Raw genomic sequence first — 21,694 nt, 5'->3', positions numbered from 1 at the left:
ATGAAGCACTGGAAAGTTGACTGGCTGCACGACTTTCAGGAGGAACCCACTAGGTTGTACAGCGAGATCGACGACACCGGATACGAGGTCCGCAAGATCCAACACTACCGGGATGGTCGGCAATTGAAAGCTGACGCATTCCACGAGACCGGCGAGATCGGTCTGAGCGAGATCCCCATGGGCAACATCGAGGATGTAGCGGCGCAACCGGAGTTCGCCGCACACGTCATCGACGAGGAAGAATTCGAGCAGGCTTGGCGCGACGCAGTCTGGTCGACCCCACATGCAGCTGGTCCCGCCAGGAGTAACTAGCACTCCAGGAGCTCTCTCCAACCTAGTGGGTGCCGAATGCGTCCGCGCTGCTCACAGCTTGATCCGGGTATTACTGGCCCACTTGCCCTGGGTGTTGCTCGTCGGGAACCTCGTCCCTTGGGGAACGAGGAGGACACCGCGGCCGGTGCGCCGGCTGCGGGCGATAGCCGCGTCGGCCGCGTTCAGCAACGTCAGCTCCTAACAAGTCATCTCATTTGGCGAGTCGGCGGTAGCAGATGAGGGTGCAGGCGAGGCTGGTGAAGGCGAGGAAGTGCTCGGCCTTGCGTTCCTAGCGGCGGTGAAGTCGGCGGCAGCCGGCGAGCCACGCCATGGTCCGCTCGATCGTCCAGCGGTGTCGGCCCAGCACGCTGTGAGGTCTCGACGCCCTTGCGGGCGATGCGGTGCCGGATGCCTCGCCGTGCCAGCCATTGCCGCAGGTGGCGGTAGTCGTAGCCCTTGTCGCCGTGGAGCTTGCCGGGCTTGCGGCGGCGGGGTCCTCGGCGGGATCGGATCGGGGGTATGCCCTTCACGAGCGGGATCAGGGCCTGGCTGTCGTGGACGTTGGCGCCGGAGATGCCGACGGACAGGGGCAGACCGGTCCGCTCGGTGATCAGATGGATCTTCGATCCGTACTTGCCCCGGTCGACAGGATTCGGACCTGTCAGGTCCCTCTTTTCAGGGCCCGCATGTTGACCGAGTCGATCGCGCAACGGGACCAGTCCAGGTCGCCGCGGGAGCCGAGTTCGTCGATGACCAGGCGGTGGAGTTTGGCCCACACCCGGACCTTGGTCCATTCGGTGAACCGGCGGTGGGCCGTTGCACCGGACGGACCGAACGACGCTGCGGGCAGCTGCTGCCACGTGCAGCCCGATGTCGCCACGAACACGATCGCCGCCAGGACCTTTCGGTCGCCGTGACGACGCCGGCCGCCACCCTGCGGCCGCGACGGCACCTCCGGCACCACCCGCAGGAACAACTCCAACAGCTCATCCGGCACCAGCCGCTCAACAATCCCCGCCACGGCAGCAGCCTACTCGGCCAAATGAGATGCCTGTAACTGCCGTGCTCCAAAGTTGAGATCTCATTGCTCTACAACTTCACGGCCCGCCGATCGTCTACCTGGGTGAAGCGTTGAACACTATGGGGGAGTTGCTCATGACCAGAAGCCGGATGCGTGCAGTGGCTGGGGCGTGCGCGACGCTCCTCTCGCTCGGCCTCACGGGGGCCGCACAAGCAGCACCGCAGGCTTCAGGCACCGAGCCGGTGACCACTTACGAAAAGGGGCATGTGGTGGAGTGCACCGCGCAGCTGGAGCGGTACGGCACCGTATATGTGTCGCTGTACAGCAACTCCGTGCACGGCAACCACACCCAAGTGGTGATCAGCAGCGCCGAGTCGGAGTACGCGGGCGCTGCCCAGCCCGAGAAGCTTTTCAATCATGGCGCGATCCGGACCGTGGTGCCCATCTCGCCTGTCGACGGGCGTGTCGAGTCCGCCAGCAGTGCCGTCGTCCACGGTCGCTACGCTCCTGTTGGCGAACCGACGCCGTACAGCGACGAGATGTACGACGCGGGATATCGCATCGTCACGACAGGGACACATCAGGACATCAGCACTCGCCTCACCATCAAGGCCTTCGGCGAGAGGGCACCCCTTCAGTGCGACAACGCCCTCGCCTACGACCTGAGGATCACCAAGACTCCCGTCGTCTGACGATCGCCCACCGGTTTCCTGCAGCGGCCGCCACAGCCCTCGTGGCCTGTGATGTGGCGGCTTGCCGTACGCAGGCGTGACCGCTGTACGGACGGGCGTGGGCACCGTCCGTACGGCGGACGCCTCGCGGTCCGCCAAGACCGCCACGGGAAGGCGGAGTTGCCTCGTTCGGTGGGCTGCGCGTACCACACCGGGTGGACCGGGCCCGTGAGCCCGTGGTCCTGGCGGGTGACTCGGCCGAAGGCCGGGGATGTCGGAGGTCAGACCCCGCCGGGCTGCTTGCCGTGCGGCTCGGAGGCGTTGATCGTCGCGACGACCTGGTCGTAGTCGCCGCGGGCCTCGCCGTAGCGCAGGAACTTCACCCGCTCGACCTGGATCTCCTTCGCGTCGGGGTGCGTTTCCAGCAGAGCGACGGTCTCGGCCACGAACTCGGCCAGTGGCATGGCGAGTTCGTTGTCCTCATGTCCCGGCCGCAGAGCGGTGCGCACGGCCGGCGGCACGAGTTCCACGACCTTGACCGAGGTGCCGGCGAACTGCAGCCGGATTGACTCGCTGAGCATGTGGATCTGCCCTTGCCGAAAACCTCATCCGCCCAGGTAGGAGACCGATGGCTCGCCCCACGGAACTTCACGGTCGGTGCCGGGGCAAGACCTTCCACTGCACTTGAGCGGGACGGCAACCTAACCCTCGTGCTCCTGCGACTGGCCTACCTCGGCGTGAGCAATGCGCTGGCGCTACTACGCCTCCTACCCATGAGCGAGCGGGCCAAGGACATCGAGATCCTGGCCCTGCGGCATCAGATCACGGTGCTCGAGCGACAACTGGGCGCCGGTCGGCCGCGATTCGGTGTGCCCGACCGGGCGTTCCTGGCGGCGTTGCTGCACCGGCTCCCGATGGACGGGTTGCGCCGGCTGCGGCTCTTGGTGCGCCCCGAGACGGTCATGCGCTGGCATCGTGACCTGGTCGCCCGGAAACATGCCGTACGGTCTCGACCCAGGCGCCCTGGTCGCCCGCGGACCGTGCACTCCATACGCGTCCTCGTACTCCGCCTCGCACGGGAGAACAGCACCTGGGGCTACCGGCGCATACACGGCGAACTGCTCACTCTGGGCATCAAGGTCGCCGCCTCCACCGTGTGGGAGATCCTGCAACAGGCCGGGATCGAGCCGGCACCCGAACCTAGCCCCACTACCTGGGCGGCCTTTCGACGCTCCCAGGCCGACGCCCTGCTGGCCTGCGACTTCTTCGAAACGGTCACCCCAGTCCGGAGCACGGCTGTATGTCTTCGCGGTGATCGAGCACGCGAACCGTCGGGTCCGTGTCCTGGGGCCACCGCGCACCCCACCACGCGCTGGATGGCGCAAGTCGCCAAGAATCTGGTCATGGACCTCGAGGACGCAGGCTGCCAGGCTCGCTTCATCATCCGGGACCGGGACGGCAAGTTCCCCGCGTTGTTCGACGCCAATCCGGAAGGACGCAGGGATCGAAGTCATGCTCAGTGGCGTTCGGATGCCGAGGATGAACTCGATCATGGAACGCTGGGTGCAGACCTGCCGACGCGAACTGCTGGACCACACCATCATCTGGAACCAGCAGCACCTCCTCCGCGCCCTGCGCGAGTTCGAGGACTTCTACAACTCGCACCGCCCCCACCAAGGCATCGCCAACGCACGACCACTCCAGCCGCTACCGACCCCGATCAGCGATCCAGAACAGATCACCCACCTCAACATCCGACGGCGCGACCGCCTCGGCGGCATCCTCCACGAATACCACCATGCCGCTTGACCTCCGCGGATGAAGTTTTCGGCAGGCACACCCTCACGGCCCTGGGGATCAGTTGATCAACCCGGACAGACCGACTACACGCAATGACCCTGCGCCCCGGGCCGGGGAACGAATATCGCCCGACCCTCAGTGACGAGGGTCGGGCGATGCGTTTGCGGCAGGGCTACGGCGCGGAGGTGGCCTTGTCGCTCTGCGGCCACTCGAAGAGGATTACGTGCCAGTGGCCGTCCTCGTGGATGAGCTCCACCGTTTCGCGCACGGTCTTCCCACCCTTGTCGGAGGCGGTCAGTGTCGCCTTGCCCGTGTAGTCGCCCATCTGCTCGTACTCGATGGGCGCCTTCCTGATGGTGAGGCCCTTCCCTCCCTTGGTATCAATGATCTTGCTCGCCTGCCGGCGCGACCACGGCTTGTCGGGAGCGGCGCCCACCGCGATCAGGGCCTTCGGATCACGGTCGTTGAGGGCCTTGACATAGCTCCGCACGGTGTCCGACGCGCCCGGCGGTGGACTGCTGGAAGATCCCGCGTCCGAGGCTCCGCACGCCGAGGCGGCAACGAGTGTTGCGGCTGCCAGTGTGACCGCAAATGCCTGGCTTCTACGCATAGTTGGCTCCGGGGTTCGGCTCGCCATCAGTTTCTCAGGTGCGGTGGGCGTTGTGCGTGCCGGATATTGCATCCGCGCTGCTCACAGCCCGATAGGAGGTAAGCGATCCACAGTCAGCCAACCGTCCCGTAGCACACGGGAAGGACTGGTTGGAGCAGCTTCGGTCCGCTGAGAGGATGTCAGGTTGTGGTGATACGACTGCTCTACCTCGCCAGGTCGACTCTCTTCAGCCTCATGCGCCTGTTGCCCATAAGTGCGCGGGCGAAGAGTCTGGAGATCCTCGCCCTCCGCCACCAACTCGCCGTACTGCAGCGTCAGGCGGACAAGCCCCGGCTGACCTGGCCCGACCGGGCAATACTCGCCGCGCTGCTGCACCGCCTGCCTCGGGCACGGCTTCACCGGCTCCACCTGGTCGTCTCCCCCGACACCCTGCTGCGCTGGCACCGCGAACTCCTGCGTCGCCGACACGCCAGGGCATCCCGCCCCAAGCACCCGGGACGGCCCCGCACCATCCGTTCCATTCGCGTCCTGGTCCTACGCCTCGTGAGGGAAAACCCCGACTGGGGATACAGGCGCGTACACGGCGAACTCGCCGCCCTCGGTATCAAGGTCGCTGCCTCCACCGTATGGAGCATCCTCAAGGAACACGGCATCCCACCCGTACCAGACCGGCAGCACACCACCTGGGCCACCTTCCTCCGCTCCCAAGCAGAAGCCATCCTGGCCGCCGACTTCTTCGAAACCAAGACCCTCTCCGGCACGACCCTGACCGTACTGGCGGTGATCGAACACGCCACCCGACGCGTCCGCATCCTCGGGGTCACCGCTCACCCCTCCGCGGCCTGGGTCACTCAGGTCGCCCGGAATCTCGTCATGGACCTCAAGGACGCCGGAGTGGAGATCAAATACCTGATCCGGGACCGCGACGCGCGTTACCCGGCAGGGTTCGACGCCGTGCTCGCCGGCGAGGGCATTGAGGTCGATCAAACCGGAGTGAGGATGCCCCGCATGAACGCGCTCATGGAGCGATGGATCCGATCCTGCAGAAGCGAACTCCTCGACCGCACGCTCATCTGGAACCAAGCCCACCTCGTACACGCCTTGGGCGAGTACGAGGAGTTCTACAACCAGCACCGACCCCACCGGTCCCTCACAGCCGCCGCTCCCCTACGCCCACTCCCGGAACCACTCGAACCCGACGCACTCGTCCACCTCGACATCCGCAGACGCGACCGTCTCGGCGGCATTCTCCATGAATACCGAAATGCCGCGTGACCTGGATGGACGTGGTTCTCGGCACCTACAGGGCCGCACTCGCCGCCGGAGCCGACCCCACCGTCGTCACCCAATGGATCAACGACGCCCAGAACGACAAACGCACCGCCCTCGCGAGACTCGAAGAAGCCGAAAAACCGCAGACGAGCGCAGCCGGCGGGGCCAACAAGAACCTGAGGGTCGAGAAGCCACTCACGGAGAAAGAGATCATCGAGATCGCCAAGAGCCTCGGAGATGTCGCACGACGCCTACAGAGCGCGGAAGCCACGGCCAAAGCAGCGCTCTACGAGGCCTTGGGCGTCACTGTCCGCTACGAAAACGCAACGAGGACCGCGACCGTCAGGTCGAGGCCCTCGCATGCGTATCGTTGGAGTGTGTGTCCGAGGGGGGACTTGAACCCCCACGCCCGATAAAGGGCACTAGCACCTCAAGCTAGCGCGTCTGCCATTCCGCCACCCGGACCAGGTGTTGCGTCGCGTTCGGGGCGTTCCCCTCGGCGACGTGGATAACCATACCAAGGATCCGGGGTGGGTTTCACCTGCGTATCCGCTGGTGGGCGGGGTGCAGCGGGAGGGGCACGGAGAGTGAGTCGGTCAGGTGGGGGCCTGGAGGCCGGTGAGGAGGCGGGCGGTGTCGAGGCCGGCGGTGAGGTACTGGACGAAGGTCTCGTTGGTGAAGGCCCAGGGTGATCGTCTGGTGCGGACGAGGTCGATGGCGGCGGCGGGGCTGTGGCGGTCGAGGTCCATCAGCGCCTGGGCGGTGACCAGGCCGGACCGGTTGTAGCCGGAGTGGCAGCGGACCAGGACCGTCCTGTCGGCCTTGACGGCACGTACGGCGTGGTCGGCGGCCAGCTGGACGGAGTGGATCTGCTCCGGGGTGAGAGGGCCGTCCGGGACCTCGGCGATCACGTGCTCGACGGATGGGTGCGGGCCGTGGCCCGGCAGTGTGAAGAGGCTGACGACCAGGTCGAACTCGCGGTCCGGGACGGCGGGGATCAGGTCACCCCTGTGGTCGGTCCAGTGGTGGCCGCCCATCCACAGCCCCGGGCGGATCTCGTTCCAGGGCGAGTCCGGCCCCGGCATGTCACGGTCCCTCTGGCGTGTCTTCTTCATCCGTTCCCCCTTGCGTGGACAACGGGCGGAGTCCGGTCCCCGTTCCCGGAGCGGGCCACAAGGGGCAACGGGGAGCGACGAGGACGAGGGCGCGACCAGGGGTGACAAGGGGCCACGAGCACGAGGACGACGACGGTGCGCGACGAGGACAGGCCGGGGGCGGCGGGAAAAAGAGGGCTCGGGGACGGACCGGGGCGGGCCAGGACTCCCCCACTCCCCCCACTCCCTACCGCACCGCCAGGTCACGCCGGATCCGCGGTCACCCGCTCGGGGCGGACGGCCACGGAGGTCGCGACGGCCGCGGAGGCCCCGGCACCCGCCACGCCCCCCACCGCCCCCACCACCGGCCCCGTGCTGCCCCGCGGCAACAGTCGCGCGGGCCCGTCCTCGAGGCACTCGGCCCACCCCTCCTCGACCAGCGTGAGGAGGGTGCGGACCGCGTGCCTGCCGTAGGCGGGGATGTCCCGGTTGAGCGCGGTGATCCCCGGGCGGACGACCCGGGTGAGCTGGGAGTCGTCCCAGGCGACCAGGGACAGTTCGCCGGGGACGCTCAGCCCCAGTTCGTCCGCGACCGACAGCCCGGCGACCGCCATGATGTCGTTGTCGAAGACGATCGCCGTCGGCCGGTCGGGCCGGATGAGCAGGCCGCGGGCGGCCCGGGCTCCCGCCTCCCCGGAGTAGTCGGTGTGCACGATGGCCGGCTCCCCCATGCCCAGTTCGGCACAGACGGCCCGGTGGGCGCGGTCCCGGCGTGCCGTGTGGTCGAGGTCGCGCAGTCCGGCGACGCGGGCGACCGAGCGGTGCCCGAGCGTGTGCAGGTACCGCAGGGTCTGGCCGAGCGCGGCGGCGTCGTCGGACCACACCGCCGGCAGCCCGCCGGCCGCGTCCGGGTGGCCGATCGCCACGGCGGGCAGGCCGAGTTCGCGGATCAGCGCGATCCTGGGGTCGTCGGTGCGCAGGTCGGTCAGGAGCACGCCGTCGATCCGGCCCTCACCCCACCAGCGGCGGTGGACCTCCATCTCCTGCCCGGCGTCGGCGACGAACTGCAGGGTCAGCGCCTTGCCCTGGGCGGCGAGTTCGTCCTGCATGCCGCTGATCAGGCCCATGAAGAACGGTTCCGCTCCCAGGAGCTGGGCGGGCCGGGAGGAGACCAGCCCGACGGCGTCGGCCCTGGCCCGGGTGAGGGCGCGGGCCGCACTGTTGGGCCGCCACCCGATCTCCCGGGCAATCCGCTTGATCTCGGCCCGGGTCCCCGGCGAGACGCCGGGCCGGTCGTTGAGCGCGTACGAGACCGCGACCTTGGAGACGCCCGCGCGGCGCGCGATGTCCTCCATGGTGGGGCGACGCCTGGACATGTGACCTCGCTTAACCGCTTCATGTGGGTGCCGTCATCGTAGCGGCACCACCGCACGTCCAGACCTGCCCACCGCGGACCCTGGCGTAACAACTTCCGTGTAACGAAGCCCCGGGAGCGCTCCCGTACCCCCTTGACACCGCCGCCCGACGGGCCGAGACTTCCGCCACTTACCCGGTTCAGTTGGCTCTGCCCGAGGACGGGCGGGGAGGGAGTTGACCGATGCGCATCCGAGCGCGGCTCATCGCTCTGGCGGCCGTGGGCGGCATGGTCGCCACGGCGTGTACGGGCGGGGGTTCCTCCACGACCCCGGACGGAAAGGGAGTGGGCCAGGGCGGACTCCCGAGGAGCGAGACCCTCTACACCAGCGGCACCCAGTGGGGGCCGCCGGCCAACTACAACCCCCTGCACAACTGGGACCACGCCACCGGCACCAAGGGCCTGGCGTACGAGACGCTGTTCCACTTCGACCCGCAGGCCGGTGAGCTCAAGCCGTGGCTGGCCGAGGGCGGGGAGTGGAAGGACGACAAGACCTACGAGGTGAAGCTGCGTTCGGGCATCACCTGGTCGGACGGCAAGCCGATGACCGCCGAGGACGTCGTCTTCTCCTACGAGATCGGCAAGCTGGAGGCCTCCTCGTTCCACACGCTGTGGGACTGGCTGTCGAAGGCGGAGGCCGTCGACGAGCGGACCGTGCGCTTCACCTTCAAGGAGGCGCGCTACCAGGAGTGGGACTTCACCCTCTACGGGCAGCCCGTCGTGCCGGAGCACGTGTGGAGCAAGCTCTCCGAGGAGGACGTCCTCAACGGCGTCAACGACAAGCCGGTGGCCTCCGGGGCCTACAAGCTCAAGAGCCACACCCAGGACCGTGTGGTGTGGGAGCGCCGTGACGACTGGTGGGGCGTGAAGGCGCTCGGCATGAAGCCGGCGCCCAAGTACATCGTCGACATCTCCAACCCGAGCAACGAGGTCGTCATCGGCCAGATCGGGCAGGGACAGCTGGACCTGAGCAACAACTTCCTCCCGGGCGCCGCCCAGATGATCAAGGCCGGCAAGGCCGTCTCGTACTACGACGGGCCGCCCTACATGCTGTCCGCCAACACGGCCTGGCTGGTGCCCAACACCCGGCGCAAGCCGATGGACGACGCCGCCTTCCGCAAGGCGCTGGCGTACTCGATCGACATCGACAAGATCGTCACGGGCGTCTACGGCGAGCTGGTGCGGCCGGCCGACCCGACCGGTCTGCTGCCGCAGTGGGACGCCTACATCGACAAGGGCCTGACCGCGAGGAGCGGCTTCTCCTTCGACACCGCCAAGGCCAAGGACCTGCTGAAGGGGGCGGGTTACAAGGACACCGACGGCGACGGCCTGGTGGAGAACAAGAACGGCAAGAAGCTGAAGCTGAAGCTGATGGTGCCGTCCGGCTGGACCGACTGGATGGAGGCCGCGAAGGTCGTCGCGGAGAGCGCCAAGGCCGCCGGCATCGACGTGAGCACCGAGTTCCCGGACCAGAACGCGCTCACCGACCTGCGCGGCAAGGGCGAGTTCGACCTGGTGATCAACAACGAGCGCCAGCTGTCCAACACCCCGTGGACGTACTACGAGTACATGTTCCAGCTGCCGGTCCGCGAGCAGCAGAACACGGTGAACTTCGGCCGGTACGAGAACAAGGAGGCGTGGAAGCTCGTCAACGAGCTCGGCGGGGTCAGGACCGACGACGAGGCCGGCATGAAGGAGGCGGTCTCGAAGATCCAGAAGATCCAGCTCGACGAGATGCCCGTCATCCCGCTCTGGTACAACGGCCTGTGGTCCCAGTCGACGACCGGCACCTGGACCAACTGGCCCTCGGAGAAGGGCGACAACCACCACGCGCCCACCCTGTGGCGCAACTGGCTGGAGCTGGGCGGTTTCGAGGCGCTGACCGGCCTGAAGCCCGCGAAGAAGTAGTCCCCGCGGCCGCGGCGGCCGCCGGGCGCGCCCCTTCCCGCCGGACCACTCCGGCGGGAAGGGGCGCCTCCGGGCGGCCGCCCGGGCGCCGCCCTCCCCCGCCTCCCCCGATCCTGGAGTTCACCCTTGCGCCGCTACTTCGCCCGCAAGCTCCTCGTCTACGTCCTCACCTTCGTCTTCGCCGTCACGGTCAACTGGCTGATCCCGCGGTTCATGCCCGGCGATCCCGTCTCCGCGATGATCTCCCGGGCCCGGGTCTCGCAGCCGGAGGCCGTGGAGCACATGCGGGCCTACTACAACGAGCTGTTCGGCTTCGACCGGCCCGTCTGGGAGCAGTACCTGCACTTCTGGTCGTCGCTGCTGCAGGGCGACTTCGGCATCTCGATCTGGGTCTTCCCGCAGCCGGTGAGCGAGATCATCCTGGGCGCGCTGCCCTACACGCTCGCGCTGATGATCCCGGCCATCCTGCTCAGCTGGTTCGTCGGCAACTGGCTCGGCGCGCTGGCCGCCCGCCGCAAGGTGCTGGACAACACCGTGCTGCCGGCCGGCTACCTGCTGACGGCCATGCCGTACATGTGGATCGCCGTCCTGCTGGCCTGGGTGTTCGGTGCGCGGGCGGGCTGGTTCCCGGTCTCGGGCGGCTACAGCCTGGACATCGAGCCGTCGTGGAGCTGGATCTTCTTCACCGACGCGCTGCACCACTGGGTGCTGCCCTTCCTGTCCATGTTCCTGGTCGCCCTGGGCGGCTGGGCCATCGGCATGCGCAACATGATCATCTACGAGCTGGAGGCGGACCACTCGTCCTACCTGGCCGCTCTGGGCGCCCCGCAGCGGCTGATCCGCCGGTACGCCTTCCGCAACGCCGTCCTGCCGCAGATCACCGGGCTGGCACTGCAGTTGGGCGTCCTGGTGGCCGGCGCGCTGGTCACCGAGATCGTCTTCAACTATCCGGGCCTGGGCAGCCTGATCCTCGCCGCGATCCAGAACCGCGACTTCTTCCTGCTGCAGGGCACCTTCCTGTTCATCGTGATCGGCGTGCTGATCGCCAACTTCGTCATCGACCTCGTCTATGTGATCGTCGACCCCCGGACCCGCACCGGCATGGCGGGAGGCCAGTCATGAACGCGATGCCCCCACTCGGCGAACCGGCCTCCGAGCCGGTCGCGACCGCGCAGCCCGCTTCCGACGCGGGCCCGCCCCTCGCCTCCGGGGCGGCCGAGCCGTCGGCTCCGCTCAGCCCCACCCGCGAGACCCTGCACTACGCGCTCCGCAATCCCAAGCTGCTGATCGGTCTGGCCGTCGTCCTGGTGCTGCTGCTGACCGGCCTGTTCGGCCCTCTGCTGCTGGACGGTCCGGACCCCAACGCGTACTCGGGCGCCCAGGCGGTGGGGCCGAGCGGCGAGCACTGGTTCGGCACCACGACCTTCGGGCAGGACGTCTTCGCCCAGTTCGTGTACGGGCTGCGCGCCACCTTCCTGGTCGGCGTGATCGGCGGCGGCATCGCGGCCGTCATCGCGATGCTGGTCGGCTTCTTCGCCGGCTACCGGGGCGGCGTGCTGGACGAGGTGCTCACGATGCTGACCAACATCGTGCTGGTCATCCCGTCGCTGGCGGTGCTGCTGATCGTCAACGCCTACCTCGGCGTGCGCAGCGTGCCGGTGCAGGGCCTGTTCATCGGCCTCACCTCGTGGCCGTGGGCGGCGCGGGCGATCCGCGCCCAGACGTTCAGCCTGCGCACCCGCGACTTCGTCGATCTGGCCCGGCTCAGCGGCAGCCGCACCTGGAAGATCATTTTCCGGGAGATCGCGCCGAACATGAGCTCCTACCTGTTCATGACGTTCATCCTGCTGTTCGGCGGTTCCATCCTCATCGCCTCCTCCCTCGACTTCATCGGCCTCGGCCCCACCGACAGCGTGTCGCTGGGCCTGATGCTGCAGAGCGCGCAGCAGTGGAGCGCGCTGCAGCTGGGCCTGTGGTGGTGGTTCGTGCCGCCGGGGGTGGGCATCACCGCGGTCGTCGGCGCGCTGTACGTCGCCAACGTGGGTCTGGACGAGGTGTTCAACCCCAAGCTGAGGGAGTCGTAAGCACATGACCCTGACCGTCGACGACCTCCGGGTCCACTACCGCACGCTGCGGGGCGACGTGCGCGCCCTGGACGGCGTCAGCTTCTTCGTCGACGACGGCGAGATCCTCGGCCTGGTCGGGGAATCGGGCTGCGGCAAGACCACGCTCGGCAAGTCGCTGATCCGCATGGACGGCCGGATGCGTCACGTGGGCGGCACCGTCACCCTCGACGGGGACGACGTGCCGGTGGGCGACGACCGCGCCATGAACGCCTTCCGCTTCCGGCGCATCTCGCTGGTCCCCCAGTACTCGATGAGCGCGATGAACCCCACGCGCCGCATCGGCCGGATGATCCGCGAACTCCTCGCCTCGCGGGGGGCGTCGGTGGACACCGCGGAGCTGCACCGGCGCCTCGCCCTGGTGGGCCTGAAGCCGGAGGTCCTGGACCGCTACCCCATCGAGCTGTCCGGCGGCATGAAGCAGCGCACGGTGATGGTCATCTCCACGCTGCTCGACCCCTCGCTGCTGGTGGCGGACGAGGTGACCAGCGCGCTGGACGTCTCCAACCAGAAGGCCGTCGCCCACGCCCTGGTGGGCCTGCGCGACCAGGGCCTGGTCACCAGCATGGTGTTCATCACCCACGACCTCGCGCTGACCTCGCACATCGCCGACACGATCATGGTGATGTACGCGGGCCTGCTCGCCGAGAAGGCGCCGGCGAACATCCTCACGAGCGCGCCGCGCCACCCGTACACCCGCCGGCTGCTCGCCGCGCTGCCCGAGGCGGGCGTGCGGCGCTCCGAGGGCCGGCTGTCCGGCATCGAGGGCAGCCCTCCCTCGCTGCTGTCCCCGCCCGCCGGGTGCCGGTTCCGCGACCGGTGCCCGCTGGCGGACGACCGCTGCGCCGAGCAGCCGCCGGTCGTCGAGGTCGCCCCCCGTCACCACGTAGCGTGCTGGAAGGTCTGATGCTGACACTCGACCGCGTCACCAAGACGTTCCGGACCGGCACCTTCTCCGGCAGTTCGGTCACCGCCGTCGACCGGGTCTCCTTCACCGTCGGGCGGGGGGAGGTCGTCACCCTGCTCGGGGAGAGCGGCAGCGGCAAGTCGACCCTGGGGCGCATGATCCTGGGTCTGACCCCGGTGACCGCGGGGTCCCTGACGCTGGGCGGCGAGCCGGTGCGTTCCGGCCGGGAGTACTACCGCCGGGTGCAGGGGATCTTCCAGGACCCGTTCAGCTGCTTCAACCCCGTCTTCAAGGCGGACCGGGTCTTCGCGCTGGTGAAGGAGGCCTACTACCCGAGGGTGTCCGCCGCCGACTGGCGCGGCCGGGTGGAGCGGGCGGTGCGCGACGTGCGGCTCGATCCGGGGCAGGTGCTGAACAAGTACCCGCACCAGCTCAGCGGCGGCCAGTTGCAGCGCCTGCTGATCGCCCGGGCGCTGCTGCTCGACGGACTGGAGTTCCTGGTCGCCGACGAGATCACCAGCATGCTGGACGCCTCGACCCGGGTGGACGTGCTCAACCTGCTGGGCGACCTGCGCGAACGGGGCCTGGGCGTCCTGTACATCACGCACGACCTCGCCCTGGGGACCTACCTGGCGGAGCAGACGGTGGTGCTGCGGGGCGGGCGGATCACCGAGCGGGGGGCGACCGAGAAGGTCTTCGGCAATCCGATGCACCCCTACACCCGGCACCTGCTGGCCGCCGTGCCGCGGCTGGGCGTGGACTGGGTCGACGCCGAGCCGGTAGGAAGCTGCGTGTTCCACGACGCGGGCGCCGAGGGGGAGCTGCACGAGGCCGAGCCGGACCACTTCGTGGCCTGCGCGCAGCTTCCAGGGTGCCCCGGGCACTGAGGCGCTGAGCACTCCCCCGTGCGGTCCGGCCCGCGGCGGGACGTCCCCGACGGACGTCCCGCCGCGGGTGCGTCCCGTTTCCCACTGCGGGAACGGGACGCGCCGTGGGCGGCGGCCGGCGCCGGGTCAGCCCGTGAAGAGCTGGGTGGCCTTGCGGACGAGCTCGTAGAGGCCGTAGGCGAGCGGCGCCCCGACCCACAGCCAGGAGAGGGCGATCAGCCCGCGGCGCCCGGCGCCCTCAGGCGGGTTCGGGGACATGGACGCCCTCCTTCACGTGGTACTTCGCGTGCACCGGCCGCACCAGCTCGTTGGCGACGAAGCCGACGACCAGCAGCCCGATCATGATGAACAGCGAGGTCCCGTACAGTTCGGGGCCCTCCTTGCCCGCCTCCTGCTGCCGGTCGGCGATCCAGTTGACGATCAGCGGGCCGAGGACGCCCGCGGTGGACCAGGCGGTCAGCAGCCGTCCGTGGATGGCTCCCACCTGGTAGGTGCCGAACAGGTCCTTCAGGTAGGCGGGGATGGTCGCGAAGCCGCCGCCGTAGAAGGACAGGATCACCAGCGCGCAGAGCACGAACAGCGGCTTGGAGGCGTCCCCGAACAGCGCGATCAGCAGGTACATCAGCGCGCCGACGCCGAGGTAGACGCGGTAGACGTTCTTGCGTCCGATCAGGTCGGAGGTCGAGGACCAGCCGATCCGGCCCGCCATGTTGGCCGCCGAGAGCAGCGCCACGAACCCGGCGGCGGCCGAGACCGACACCGGCGTCGAGGAGCCGGCGAAGAAGTCGGTGATCATCGGCGCGGCCTTCTCCAGGATGCCGATGCCCGCGGTGACGTTCATGACGAGCACCAGCCACAGCAGCCAGAACTGCGGTGTGCGCACGGCGTCGCGCGCGGACACCTGGACCCCGCCGACGCCGGCCGTGGCGTCCTCGGCGGCGCCGCCCTCCGCGGGCCTCGGCACGCGGATCAGCAGCACGCCGAGCGACATGAACAGCGCGTAGACCAGGCCGTGGACCAGGAAGGCGGTGGCGATGCCGGAGGAGTCGGAGCCGAACGACTCCAGCATCCGGGTGGACCAGGGCGAGGCGATCAGCGCGCCGCCGCCGAAGCCCATGATGGCGATGCCGGTGGCCATGCCCGGCCGGTCCGGGAACCACTTGATCAGGGTGGAGACCGGCGAGATGTAGCCGATGCCGAGGCCGATGCCGCCGACGAAGCCGTAGCCGAGGACGATCAGCCAGTACTGCCCGGTGTACGCGCCGAGGGCGGAGAGCAGGAAGCCCGAGGAGAAGCACACCAGGGCGACCGTCATCGCCCAGCGCGGGCCGTTGCGTTCGACGAGGGTTCCGCCGAAGGCCGCGGACAGGCCCAGCATCACGATGCCCAGCTGGAAGGGGAGCGCGCTCAGCGTGCCGCTGATGTCGAGCGAGGACTCCAGGGGCGCCTTGAAGACGCTCCAGGCGTAGGCCTGGCCTATGGACAGGTGGACGGAGAGGGCGGCCGGGGGCACGAGCCAGCGGCTCCATCCCGGCGGTGCTACCGGTGGACTCATGATCCGGAACCCTAGGTACCGCTTACCTGCTTGGGAAGACTCCGGACGCTCCCCGCTCCTCTTCCCGCACCGCCAGGCGCCATGCCTCGGGGTGCCCGACGGGGGACACCCACCCGCGGGAGCGTTCGACCCGCGCGCAGCGGGTACGGGTGAGGAGTCCCGGCAGGCGAGCACCGCATGGTCCGCGTCCACCGGGGAGCAGGGTGCGACCTCGCCCTGCGCGTTCAGGACAATGAGAGCGCCGAGGTCACCTCGCCGGACGACGACCCGGCCCGGTGACCCGCGGCAGTCTCCGCAGCAAGGGCCGCTTCGGCCACCAGCACGTACAGAACCGGGGCTGACAGGGTTATGGGACGAGTCACGGAACGACGCAAGGTGATCCGGATCCGGGACGGGGTGGTCTCCGCCCGTCCGGACACGCTCGTCGCCGAGGAGCCTCTGGAGATCCGGCTCAACGGCAAGCCGCTGGCCATCACCATGCGCACGCCCGGCGACGACTTCGCGCTCGCCGCCGGGTTCCTGGTCAGTGAGGGGGTGCTGGGCTCGGCGGCGGAGCTGCGCAACATCGTGTACTGCGCGGGGGCGACGGCCGACGGGTCCAACACGTACAACGTGGTCGACGTGCGGACCGCCCCCGGGGTCGTGATGCCGGACATCACCCTGGAGCGCAACGTCTACACGACCTCCTCGTGCGGGCTGTGCGGCAAGGCGAGTCTGGACGCGGTGCGCACGACGGCGCGCTGGGCGATCGACGACGGGGACGGGCCGGGCATGTCGCTGGAGCCGGCGCTGCTGTCCCTGTTGCCGGAGCGGCTGCGGGAGGCTCAGCGGGTGTTCGACCGCACCGGCGGGCTGCACGCGGCGGCGCTGTTCTCCGAGACCGGGGAGCTGCTGGACGTCCGGGAGGACGTGGGGCGGCACAACGCGGTGGACAAGCTGGTCGGGCGGGCCCTGCAGAACGACGCGCTGCCCCTGTCGCGGACCGTGCTGATGGTGTCGGGGCGGGCGTCCTTCGAGCTCGCGCAGAAGGCGGTGATGGCGGGGATACCGGTGCTGGCGGCGGTGTCCGCGCCGTCCTCGCTCGCCGTGGACCTCGCGGCGGAGACGGGGCTCACGCTGGTGGGGTTCCTGCGGGGAGCCTCCATGAACGTCTACGCGGGCGAGGAGCGGATCGCCCTCACGGCCCCGGCCGCCGCGCGGGCCTGACGTCCCGTTCCTCCCGACTCACGGCGGGGGGTGACCCCGCCGTGTATCGGTCAGGTGGTCGAGGTGTGGCCCGTGCGGGCGACTCGGCATGTCGCTGCGTGCGTCGGCCGGGGCGGGTCGCTAGGTTCCGGGCGTTCCGGCCGTCCGCTCAGGAGAGGTGCCATGCGCAGAGGAAGAGTTCCCGTCGCCGTCGTCGGCCTGGTCGTGGCCGCGGGCCTGGTCGCCGGCTGCGGAGCCGCGGAGGACACCGGCACCGCGAAGGGGATCCGGGCGGGGGCGGACGCGCGGCCGGGGACCGTTCCGGGCGCGGACGGCGTCTCCCCCCGCGACGCGAGGATCCTGGAGTCGGGCTTCGAGGACCACGCGACGTGGGGCCCGGGCTCGTACGTGGTGAGGTACGAGATCACCAACGGCGGCAAGGACGCCGCGCACTACTTCGTCGGCTTCGAGTTCCTTGACGCGGACGGCGACGTCCTCGGCTCGACCGGGGTGACGGCGGACGGGCTGGGGCCGGGGAGGACGAAGCGGGGGGACACCGCCCCGCTCGCGTCCGAGATCGAGAACGGCCCGCTGAAGTCGATCGCCGACGTCCGGGTCTCCACGGTGGAGCGCATGCCGGCCCGGTAGCCGGGCCGGGCCCCGCTACCGGTGGTCCGTGGCGGCGTGCCGGAGGGGGTCCCCGGCGGGGGCGGGGTCCCGTTCGCGGCGGCGGGCGACGACCGCGGCGACCATCAGCTGCATCTGGTGGAACAGCATCAGCGGCAGCACCGCGAGGGACGCCTCCGCCCCGAACAGCACGCTCGCCATCGGCAGCCCCGCCGCCAGCGACTTCGTCGAGCCGGCGAACTGGATCGCCACCCGGTCCCCCCGGTCGAACCGGAGCGCCTTGGAGCCGTACCAGGTGACCGCCAGCACCACGGCGAGCAGCACCGCCTCGACCCCGATCAGTTCCAGCAGCCGGACCACGCTCACCTGGCCCCAGACGCCCCGCACCATGCCCTCGCTGAAGGCGGAGTAGACGACCAGCAGGATCGCCCCCCGGTCGACGAGGGACAGCAGCCGCCGGTGCCGCAGCACCAGCTCGCCGATCCAGCGCCGCAGCAGCTGCCCGGCGAGGAACGGCACGAGCAGCTGCAGCACGATCCGCAGCACCGCGTCCGTGGAGAACCCGCCCCCTCCCCCGATCCCGCCCCCGAGCAGCAGCGCCGCCAGCAGGGGGGTGACGACGATGCCGGCGAGGGAGGAGAAGGAGCCGGCGCAGATCGCCACGGGCACGTTGCCCCGTGCGATGGAGGTGAAGGCGATGGACGACTGGATGGTGGACGGCACCAGGGTGAGGAAGAGCAGCCCCCGGTAGAGGGTGTCGTCGAGGAGGACCGGGACCAGCGCCTGGCCGGCCAGTCCGAGCAGCGGGAAGAGCACGAACGTGCAGCCCAGGATGGTCAGGTGGAGCCGCCAGTGGCGCAGGCCGTCCAGCGCCTCGCGGGTGGACAGCCGCGCTCCGTAGAGGAAGAAGAGGAACGCCACCGCGGCCGTCGCCAGCCAGGAGACCCCTTCCGCGGCCGCTCCCCGCGCCGGGAGCAGCGCCGCCACCCCCATGGTCGCCAGCAGCAGCACGATGTAGGGGTCGACCGGCATCCAGCGCGGCCACTGCGGGCGTTTCACGGTGTTCCAGTGCTCCGGGGTTCCAGGGGGCGGGGGGCGGGGCACGGCACAAAGTCGTGACGTGCGCCTTCTCCATCGTCCACCCTCCCGTCGTGATCGGGAATCCGGCATACCGCTCTCACTGTGATCGCGCCCCGTGATGACCGACGACCGGTCCGCCGTTAGGGTTCCTCTCATGTACGACCCCTCCCATCTGCGGACCTTCCTCGCGGTGGCGCAGACGCTGAGCTTCACCCGGGCCGCGCACCGCCTCGGGGTGCGCCAGTCGACGGTCAGTCAGCACGTGCGCCGTCTGGAGGACGCCGCCGGCCGGCCGCTGTTCGTCCGGGACACCCACTCGGTGGAGCTCACCGAGGACGGCGAGGCGATGCTGGGGTTCGCGCGCCGGATCCTGGAGGTGCACGAGCAGGCGGCGTCGTTCTTCTCCGGTGAGCGCCCCCGCGGCCGGCTCCGGTTCGGGGCGTCGGAGGACTTCGTGCTGACCCGGCTGCCGGAGATCCTGGAGGGGTTCCGCTACGACCACCCCGAGGTGGACCTGGAGCTGACCGTCGAGCTCTCCGGCACGCTCCACGAGCGGCTGGCGGCGGGAAAGCTGGACCTGGTGCTGGCCAAGCGGCGGCCGCACGACCCGCGCGGGCAGCTGGTGCGGCAGGACCGGCTGGTGTGGATCGGCGCGGAGCGGCTGCGGCTGGACCCGGAGCGCCCGGTGCCGTTGATCGTCTACCCGCCGCCGGGCATCACCCGCGCGCTCGCCCTGGAGGCGCTGGAGGGGCAGCGGCGCGCCTGGCGGATCGCCTGCACCAGCGGAAGCCTCAACGGCCTGATCGCCGCGGCCCGCGCCGGCCTGGGGGTGATGCCGCACTCCCGTGGCCTGATCCCGCCGGGGCTGGTGCGGGTGCCGGACCGCGCGGGGCTGCCGGAGCTGGGCCGGGTGGACTTCGTCCTGCTGCACGGCCACCGGCCGGGCCCGGCCCGCGGCGCCGCCCAAGCGCTGGCCGCGGCGGTCCTCGCCGGAGGCGAACGCCTGCACCGCGGGCGCCCCTGAACCGCGGGCCGCCCCTGAACCGCGGGGCGTCCCCGAACTGCGGGGCGCCTCCGCGCGCTGCCCGTGAAGCGGGGAGCGCCCCGTGCGTGCCGCCCCCGTCACGCGCGTCGTGAACACGACACGCGCGACCCGGTGACCGGCCCGCGGGGGTTCCGTAAAGACCCGCGCACAGAAGTTACGCCCGCGTAGGTCCAGGTGGCCGCCATACCCCCCTTCACCCCATTCGCTCCGCCCGCACCGGCGCCTTCCGGCCGCCCGCGGTCACCGGACCCCCTCCCGGCCGACCGCCGGGTGAGGTAGTTTCACGCGCCGGGGGAACCGGTTCACGGCGCGTGACCAGAGCGCGTGACCAGGGCACGGAAGCGGGGATCGGCCTTGCGTGAGTACTACAACCCGCCGCTGGCGGGGACACCGCCCGTCGGCGGCCTGGCCGACACCGTCTTCCGGCGCGCCCTGACGGAACCGGACCGCGTGGTGGTCACCCGCAGGACCCGCTCCGGCGACTGGCAGGACGTCACCGCGGCCGAGTTCCGCGACCAGGTGCTGGCCCTCGCCAAGGGCCTGATAGCCGAGGGCGTCCGGTTCGGCGACCGGGTGGCCGTGATGGCCCGCACCCGCTACGAGTGGACGCTCTTCGACTTCGCGCTGTGGACGGTCGGCGCCCAGGTGGTGCCGGTCTACCCGACGTCCGCGGCCGAGCAGGTCGCCTGGATGTTCCAGGACGCCGAGGTCACCGCGGCCGTCGTGGAGCACGAGGACCACGCGATGACGGTGGCCACGGTGATCGACCGCGCGCCGAGCCTGCGCCGCCTGTGGCAGATGGACGCGGGCGCGGTGGAGGAACTCACCGCGGCCGGCGCCCACCTCGACGACGAGGTGGCCCACCGGCACCGCAACGCGGTCACCCCGGAGACCGTGGCGACGGTCATCTACACCTCGGGCACCACCGGCCGCCCCAAGGGCTGCGTCCTCACCCACGGCAACTTCATGGCCGAGGCGGACACCATGGTGGGCCGCTGGGAGCCGGTCTTCCGCTCCCGCCCGGGCGACGAGGCGTCCACCCTCCTCTTCCTCCCGCTGGCCCACGTGTTCGGCCGGATGGTGGAGGTGGCGGCCATCCGGCACGGGGTGCGGCTGGGGCACCAGCCCGAGCTGAACGCCGCCGTGCTGATGGCGGACTTCGCGTCCTTCCAGCCCTCCTTCGTGCTGGCGGTGCCGTACATCTTCGAGAAGATCTTCCAGGCGGCCCGCCGCAAGGCGGAACGCTTCGGGAAGGGGGCCGCCTTCGACAAGGCCGTCGAGGTGGCCGTGCGGTACGCGGAGGCGGTGGAGGAGAGGGACTGGGACCGGGGACCCGGTCCGTCGGCCGCGCTGCGGATGCAGCACCAGTTCTTCGACAAGCTGGTGTACGGCAAGGTGCGTCAGGCGCTCGGCGGCCGGGTGCGGCACGCCATGACGGGCGGCTCCGGGATGGACCGCCGGCTGTCCCTGTTCTTCGCCGGGGCGGGGGTGCGCGTCTTCGAGGGGTACGGCCTGACGGAGACCACCGCCGCGGCCACCGCCAACCCGCCCGACCGGGTCCGCTCCGGCACGGTCGGCCCGCCGATCCCCGGCGTCACCGTGCACATCGCGGACGACGGCGAGATCTGGCTGGCCGGCGACATCCTCTTCCACGGCTACCTGAACGACCCCCGGGCCACCGAGGAGGTGCTGCGCGGCGGCTGGCTGGCCACCGGCGACATCGGCCGGCTGGACGAGGACGGCTACCTGCACATCACGGGCCGCAAGAAGGAGATCCTGGTGACCTCCGGCGGCAAGAGCGTCTCCCCGGTGATGCTGGAGGAGCGGGTCCGCGACCATCCGCTGGTCGCGCAGTGCCTGGTGGTGGGCGACGACCGCCCGTACATCGCGGCACTGGTCACCCTCGACCAGGAGGCCGTCGAGCACTGGCTCCAGATGCGTGACAAACCGCCCCTGACCGCCTCCGAACTGGTGCGCGACCCCGCCCTGGAGATGGAGGTGCGGCGCGCCGTGCAGGCCGCCAACAGCCTGGTCTCGCAGGCCGAGTCGATCCGCACCTTCCGCATCCTCGCCCAGCCCTTCACCGAGGAGCAGGGACTGCTGACGCCCTCCCTGAAGCTCAAGCGCAAGGCCATCGAGAAGGCGTACCAGGCCGAGGTGGAGGCGCTGTACCGGAGTTGACG

The 21,694-nt window shown here is 70.0% G+C and carries 20 protein-coding genes, 1 tRNA gene and 2 pseudogenes; 14 read left to right on the top strand and 9 right to left on the bottom strand.

The window, feature by feature from the left end; translation table 11 throughout:
- Positions 1–312 carry a DUF6881 domain-containing protein gene (locus tag Sfr03f_RS07075; protein WP_108952802.1) on the top strand — a complete coding sequence of 104 codons (312 nt, stop codon included), beginning with the start codon at positions 1–3 and terminating at the stop codon, positions 310–312.
- Positions 313–523: 211 nt separating this feature from the next.
- On the opposite strand, the pseudogene Sfr03f_RS07070 reads toward Sfr03f_RS07075, so the two are convergent.
- A pseudogene (locus Sfr03f_RS07070) lies at positions 524–1,333 on the bottom strand (IS5 family transposase).
- 134 nt (positions 1,334–1,467) lie between these two features.
- Here Sfr03f_RS07070 and Sfr03f_RS07065 point away from each other — a divergent pair.
- Entirely contained in the window at positions 1,468–2,025 is a 558-nt protein-coding gene (locus Sfr03f_RS07065) for a hypothetical protein (protein ID WP_159105572.1), read from the top strand.
- Positions 2,026–2,285: 260 nt separating this feature from the next.
- On the opposite strand, the gene Sfr03f_RS07060 is transcribed toward Sfr03f_RS07065, so the two are convergent.
- The gene (locus Sfr03f_RS07060; protein WP_245967434.1) at positions 2,286–2,585 is read right to left on the bottom strand and encodes a hypothetical protein; all 300 of its coding nucleotides are present in this window, start codon (positions 2,583–2,585) and stop codon (positions 2,286–2,288) included.
- A 129-nt stretch (positions 2,586–2,714) separates the two neighbouring features.
- Between Sfr03f_RS07060 and Sfr03f_RS30905 the strand changes: the two are divergent.
- A pseudogene (locus Sfr03f_RS30905) lies at positions 2,715–3,813 on the top strand (integrase core domain-containing protein).
- A gap of 163 nt (positions 3,814–3,976) precedes the next feature.
- Here Sfr03f_RS30905 and Sfr03f_RS07050 read toward each other — a convergent pair.
- Positions 3,977–4,294, bottom strand: coding sequence for a nuclear transport factor 2 family protein (locus tag Sfr03f_RS07050; protein WP_108952800.1), 318 nt, complete (start codon positions 4,292–4,294; stop codon positions 3,977–3,979).
- Positions 4,295–4,600: 306 nt separating this feature from the next.
- Here Sfr03f_RS07050 and Sfr03f_RS07045 point away from each other — a divergent pair, with 306 nt between their 5' ends.
- Both Sfr03f_RS07045 and Sfr03f_RS07040 read left to right on the top strand, forming a co-directional pair.
- Positions 4,601–5,689, top strand: a complete 1,089-nt coding sequence (locus tag Sfr03f_RS07045) for an integrase core domain-containing protein (RefSeq protein ID WP_108952799.1) — start codon at positions 4,601–4,603, stop codon at positions 5,687–5,689.
- Positions 5,686–6,102, top strand: coding sequence for a hypothetical protein (locus tag Sfr03f_RS07040; RefSeq protein WP_108952798.1), 417 nt, complete (start codon positions 5,686–5,688; stop codon positions 6,100–6,102). The genes Sfr03f_RS07045 and Sfr03f_RS07040 overlap by 4 nt, the downstream gene beginning before the upstream one ends.
- Here Sfr03f_RS07040 and Sfr03f_RS07035 read toward each other — a convergent pair.
- From Sfr03f_RS07035 to Sfr03f_RS07025, 3 genes are all read right to left on the bottom strand, one after another.
- A tRNA-Leu gene (locus tag Sfr03f_RS07035) sits at positions 6,067–6,151 on the bottom strand. The genes Sfr03f_RS07040 and Sfr03f_RS07035 overlap by 36 nt on opposite strands.
- 131 nt (positions 6,152–6,282) lie before the next feature.
- The gene (locus Sfr03f_RS07030; protein WP_245967433.1) at positions 6,283–6,801 is read right to left on the bottom strand and encodes a protein-tyrosine phosphatase family protein; all 519 of its coding nucleotides are present in this window, start codon (positions 6,799–6,801) and stop codon (positions 6,283–6,285) included.
- Between the two features lie 242 nt (positions 6,802–7,043).
- Entirely contained in the window at positions 7,044–8,156 is a 1,113-nt protein-coding gene (locus tag Sfr03f_RS07025; protein WP_108952796.1) for a LacI family DNA-binding transcriptional regulator, read from the bottom strand.
- Positions 8,157–8,377: 221 nt separating this feature from the next.
- On the opposite strand from Sfr03f_RS07025, the gene Sfr03f_RS07020 reads away from it, so the two are divergent.
- The 5 genes from Sfr03f_RS07020 (at position 8,378) to Sfr03f_RS07000 (ending at position 14,019) form a co-directional block, all read left to right on the top strand.
- Entirely contained in the window at positions 8,378–10,102 is a 1,725-nt protein-coding gene (locus Sfr03f_RS07020) for an ABC transporter substrate-binding protein (RefSeq protein ID WP_108952795.1), read from the top strand.
- A gap of 126 nt (positions 10,103–10,228) precedes the next feature.
- Positions 10,229–11,224 carry an ABC transporter permease gene (locus tag Sfr03f_RS07015; protein WP_108952794.1) on the top strand — a complete coding sequence of 332 codons (996 nt, stop codon included), beginning with the start codon at positions 10,229–10,231 and terminating at the stop codon, positions 11,222–11,224.
- Positions 11,221–12,186, top strand: a complete 966-nt coding sequence (locus Sfr03f_RS07010) for an ABC transporter permease (RefSeq protein WP_245967432.1) — start codon at positions 11,221–11,223, stop codon at positions 12,184–12,186. Before Sfr03f_RS07015 ends, Sfr03f_RS07010 begins: the two co-directional genes overlap by 4 nt.
- A 4-nt stretch (positions 12,187–12,190) precedes the next feature.
- Positions 12,191–13,132, top strand: coding sequence for an ABC transporter ATP-binding protein (locus tag Sfr03f_RS07005; RefSeq protein ID WP_108952793.1), 942 nt, complete (start codon positions 12,191–12,193; stop codon positions 13,130–13,132).
- Positions 13,132–14,019, top strand: coding sequence for an ATP-binding cassette domain-containing protein (locus tag Sfr03f_RS07000; protein ID WP_108952792.1), 888 nt, complete (start codon positions 13,132–13,134; stop codon positions 14,017–14,019). Before Sfr03f_RS07005 ends, Sfr03f_RS07000 begins: the two co-directional genes overlap by 1 nt.
- A gap of 126 nt (positions 14,020–14,145) precedes the next feature.
- On the opposite strand, the gene Sfr03f_RS31475 is transcribed toward Sfr03f_RS07000, so the two are convergent.
- Together Sfr03f_RS31475 and Sfr03f_RS06995 are read right to left on the bottom strand one after the other, a co-directional pair.
- A complete protein-coding gene (locus Sfr03f_RS31475; RefSeq protein WP_281262823.1) occupies positions 14,146–14,277 on the bottom strand; it encodes an MFS transporter small subunit in 132 nt (43 codons plus the stop codon).
- Positions 14,258–15,574, bottom strand: coding sequence for an OFA family MFS transporter (locus Sfr03f_RS06995; RefSeq protein ID WP_108952791.1), 1,317 nt, complete (start codon positions 15,572–15,574; stop codon positions 14,258–14,260). Before Sfr03f_RS06995 ends, Sfr03f_RS31475 begins: the two co-directional genes overlap by 20 nt.
- Before the next feature lie 348 nt (positions 15,575–15,922).
- Here Sfr03f_RS06995 and fdhD point away from each other — a divergent pair, with 348 nt between their 5' ends.
- Complete coding sequence (fdhD, locus tag Sfr03f_RS06990; RefSeq protein WP_108952790.1) at positions 15,923–16,780, top strand: formate dehydrogenase accessory sulfurtransferase FdhD; 858 nt, start codon at positions 15,923–15,925, stop codon at positions 16,778–16,780.
- Positions 16,781–16,942: 162 nt separating this feature from the next.
- Entirely contained in the window at positions 16,943–17,407 is a 465-nt protein-coding gene (locus Sfr03f_RS06985) for an FxLYD domain-containing protein (protein ID WP_108952789.1), read from the top strand.
- Positions 17,408–17,422: 15 nt separating this feature from the next.
- On the opposite strand, the gene Sfr03f_RS06980 is transcribed toward Sfr03f_RS06985, so the two are convergent.
- On the bottom strand, positions 17,423–18,445 hold the full coding sequence (locus Sfr03f_RS06980; protein WP_108952788.1) for a bile acid:sodium symporter family protein: 1,023 nt from the start codon (positions 18,443–18,445) through the stop codon (positions 17,423–17,425).
- Positions 18,446–18,620: 175 nt separating this feature from the next.
- On the opposite strand from Sfr03f_RS06980, the gene Sfr03f_RS06975 reads away from it, so the two are divergent.
- The gene (locus Sfr03f_RS06975; protein ID WP_108952787.1) at positions 18,621–19,490 is read left to right on the top strand and encodes a LysR substrate-binding domain-containing protein; all 870 of its coding nucleotides are present in this window, start codon (positions 18,621–18,623) and stop codon (positions 19,488–19,490) included.
- Positions 19,491–19,865: 375 nt separating this feature from the next.
- Positions 19,866–21,692 carry an AMP-dependent synthetase/ligase gene (locus Sfr03f_RS06970; RefSeq protein ID WP_108952786.1) on the top strand — a complete coding sequence of 609 codons (1,827 nt, stop codon included), beginning with the start codon at positions 19,866–19,868 and terminating at the stop codon, positions 21,690–21,692.
- Positions 21,693–21,694: the final 2 nt, after the last annotated feature.

Origin of the sequence: Streptomyces fragilis, assembly GCF_003112515.1 — a bacterium.
Classification (GTDB): Bacteria; Actinomycetota; Actinomycetes; order Streptomycetales; family Streptomycetaceae; genus Streptomyces; species Streptomyces fragilis.
The sequence above is the reverse complement of the archived record's forward strand: the minus strand, read 5'-3'. Positions and strand labels throughout refer to the sequence as shown.

Bases quoted from the DNA above. Each gene is read 5' to 3' on its own strand.
- Sfr03f_RS31475 (WP_281262823.1), bottom strand. From the start codon at position 14,277: ATGTCCCCGAACCCGCCTGAGGGCGCCGGGCGCCGCGGGCTGATCGCC.
- fdhD (WP_108952790.1), top strand. From the start codon at position 15,923: ATGGGACGAGTCACGGAACGACGCAAGGTGATCCGGATCCGGGACGGG.
- Sfr03f_RS07030 (WP_245967433.1), bottom strand. From the start codon at position 6,801: ATGAAGAAGACACGCCAGAGGGACCGTGACATGCCGGGGCCGGACTCG.
- Sfr03f_RS07075 (WP_108952802.1), top strand. From the start codon at position 1: ATGAAGCACTGGAAAGTTGACTGGCTGCACGACTTTCAGGAGGAACCC.
- Sfr03f_RS07005 (WP_108952793.1), top strand. From the start codon at position 12,191: ATGACCCTGACCGTCGACGACCTCCGGGTCCACTACCGCACGCTGCGG.
- Sfr03f_RS07000 (WP_108952792.1), top strand. From the start codon at position 13,132: ATGCTGACACTCGACCGCGTCACCAAGACGTTCCGGACCGGCACCTTC.
- Sfr03f_RS07010 (WP_245967432.1), top strand. From the start codon at position 11,221: ATGAACGCGATGCCCCCACTCGGCGAACCGGCCTCCGAGCCGGTCGCG.
- Sfr03f_RS07020 (WP_108952795.1), top strand. From the start codon at position 8,378: ATGCGCATCCGAGCGCGGCTCATCGCTCTGGCGGCCGTGGGCGGCATG.
- Sfr03f_RS06985 (WP_108952789.1), top strand. From the start codon at position 16,943: ATGCGCAGAGGAAGAGTTCCCGTCGCCGTCGTCGGCCTGGTCGTGGCC.
- Sfr03f_RS07060 (WP_245967434.1), bottom strand. From the start codon at position 2,585: ATGCTCAGCGAGTCAATCCGGCTGCAGTTCGCCGGCACCTCGGTCAAG.
- Sfr03f_RS07025 (WP_108952796.1), bottom strand. From the start codon at position 8,156: ATGTCCAGGCGTCGCCCCACCATGGAGGACATCGCGCGCCGCGCGGGC.
- Sfr03f_RS06995 (WP_108952791.1), bottom strand. From the start codon at position 15,574: ATGAGTCCACCGGTAGCACCGCCGGGATGGAGCCGCTGGCTCGTGCCC.
- Sfr03f_RS06975 (WP_108952787.1), top strand. From the start codon at position 18,621: ATGTACGACCCCTCCCATCTGCGGACCTTCCTCGCGGTGGCGCAGACG.
- Sfr03f_RS07065 (WP_159105572.1), top strand. From the start codon at position 1,468: ATGACCAGAAGCCGGATGCGTGCAGTGGCTGGGGCGTGCGCGACGCTC.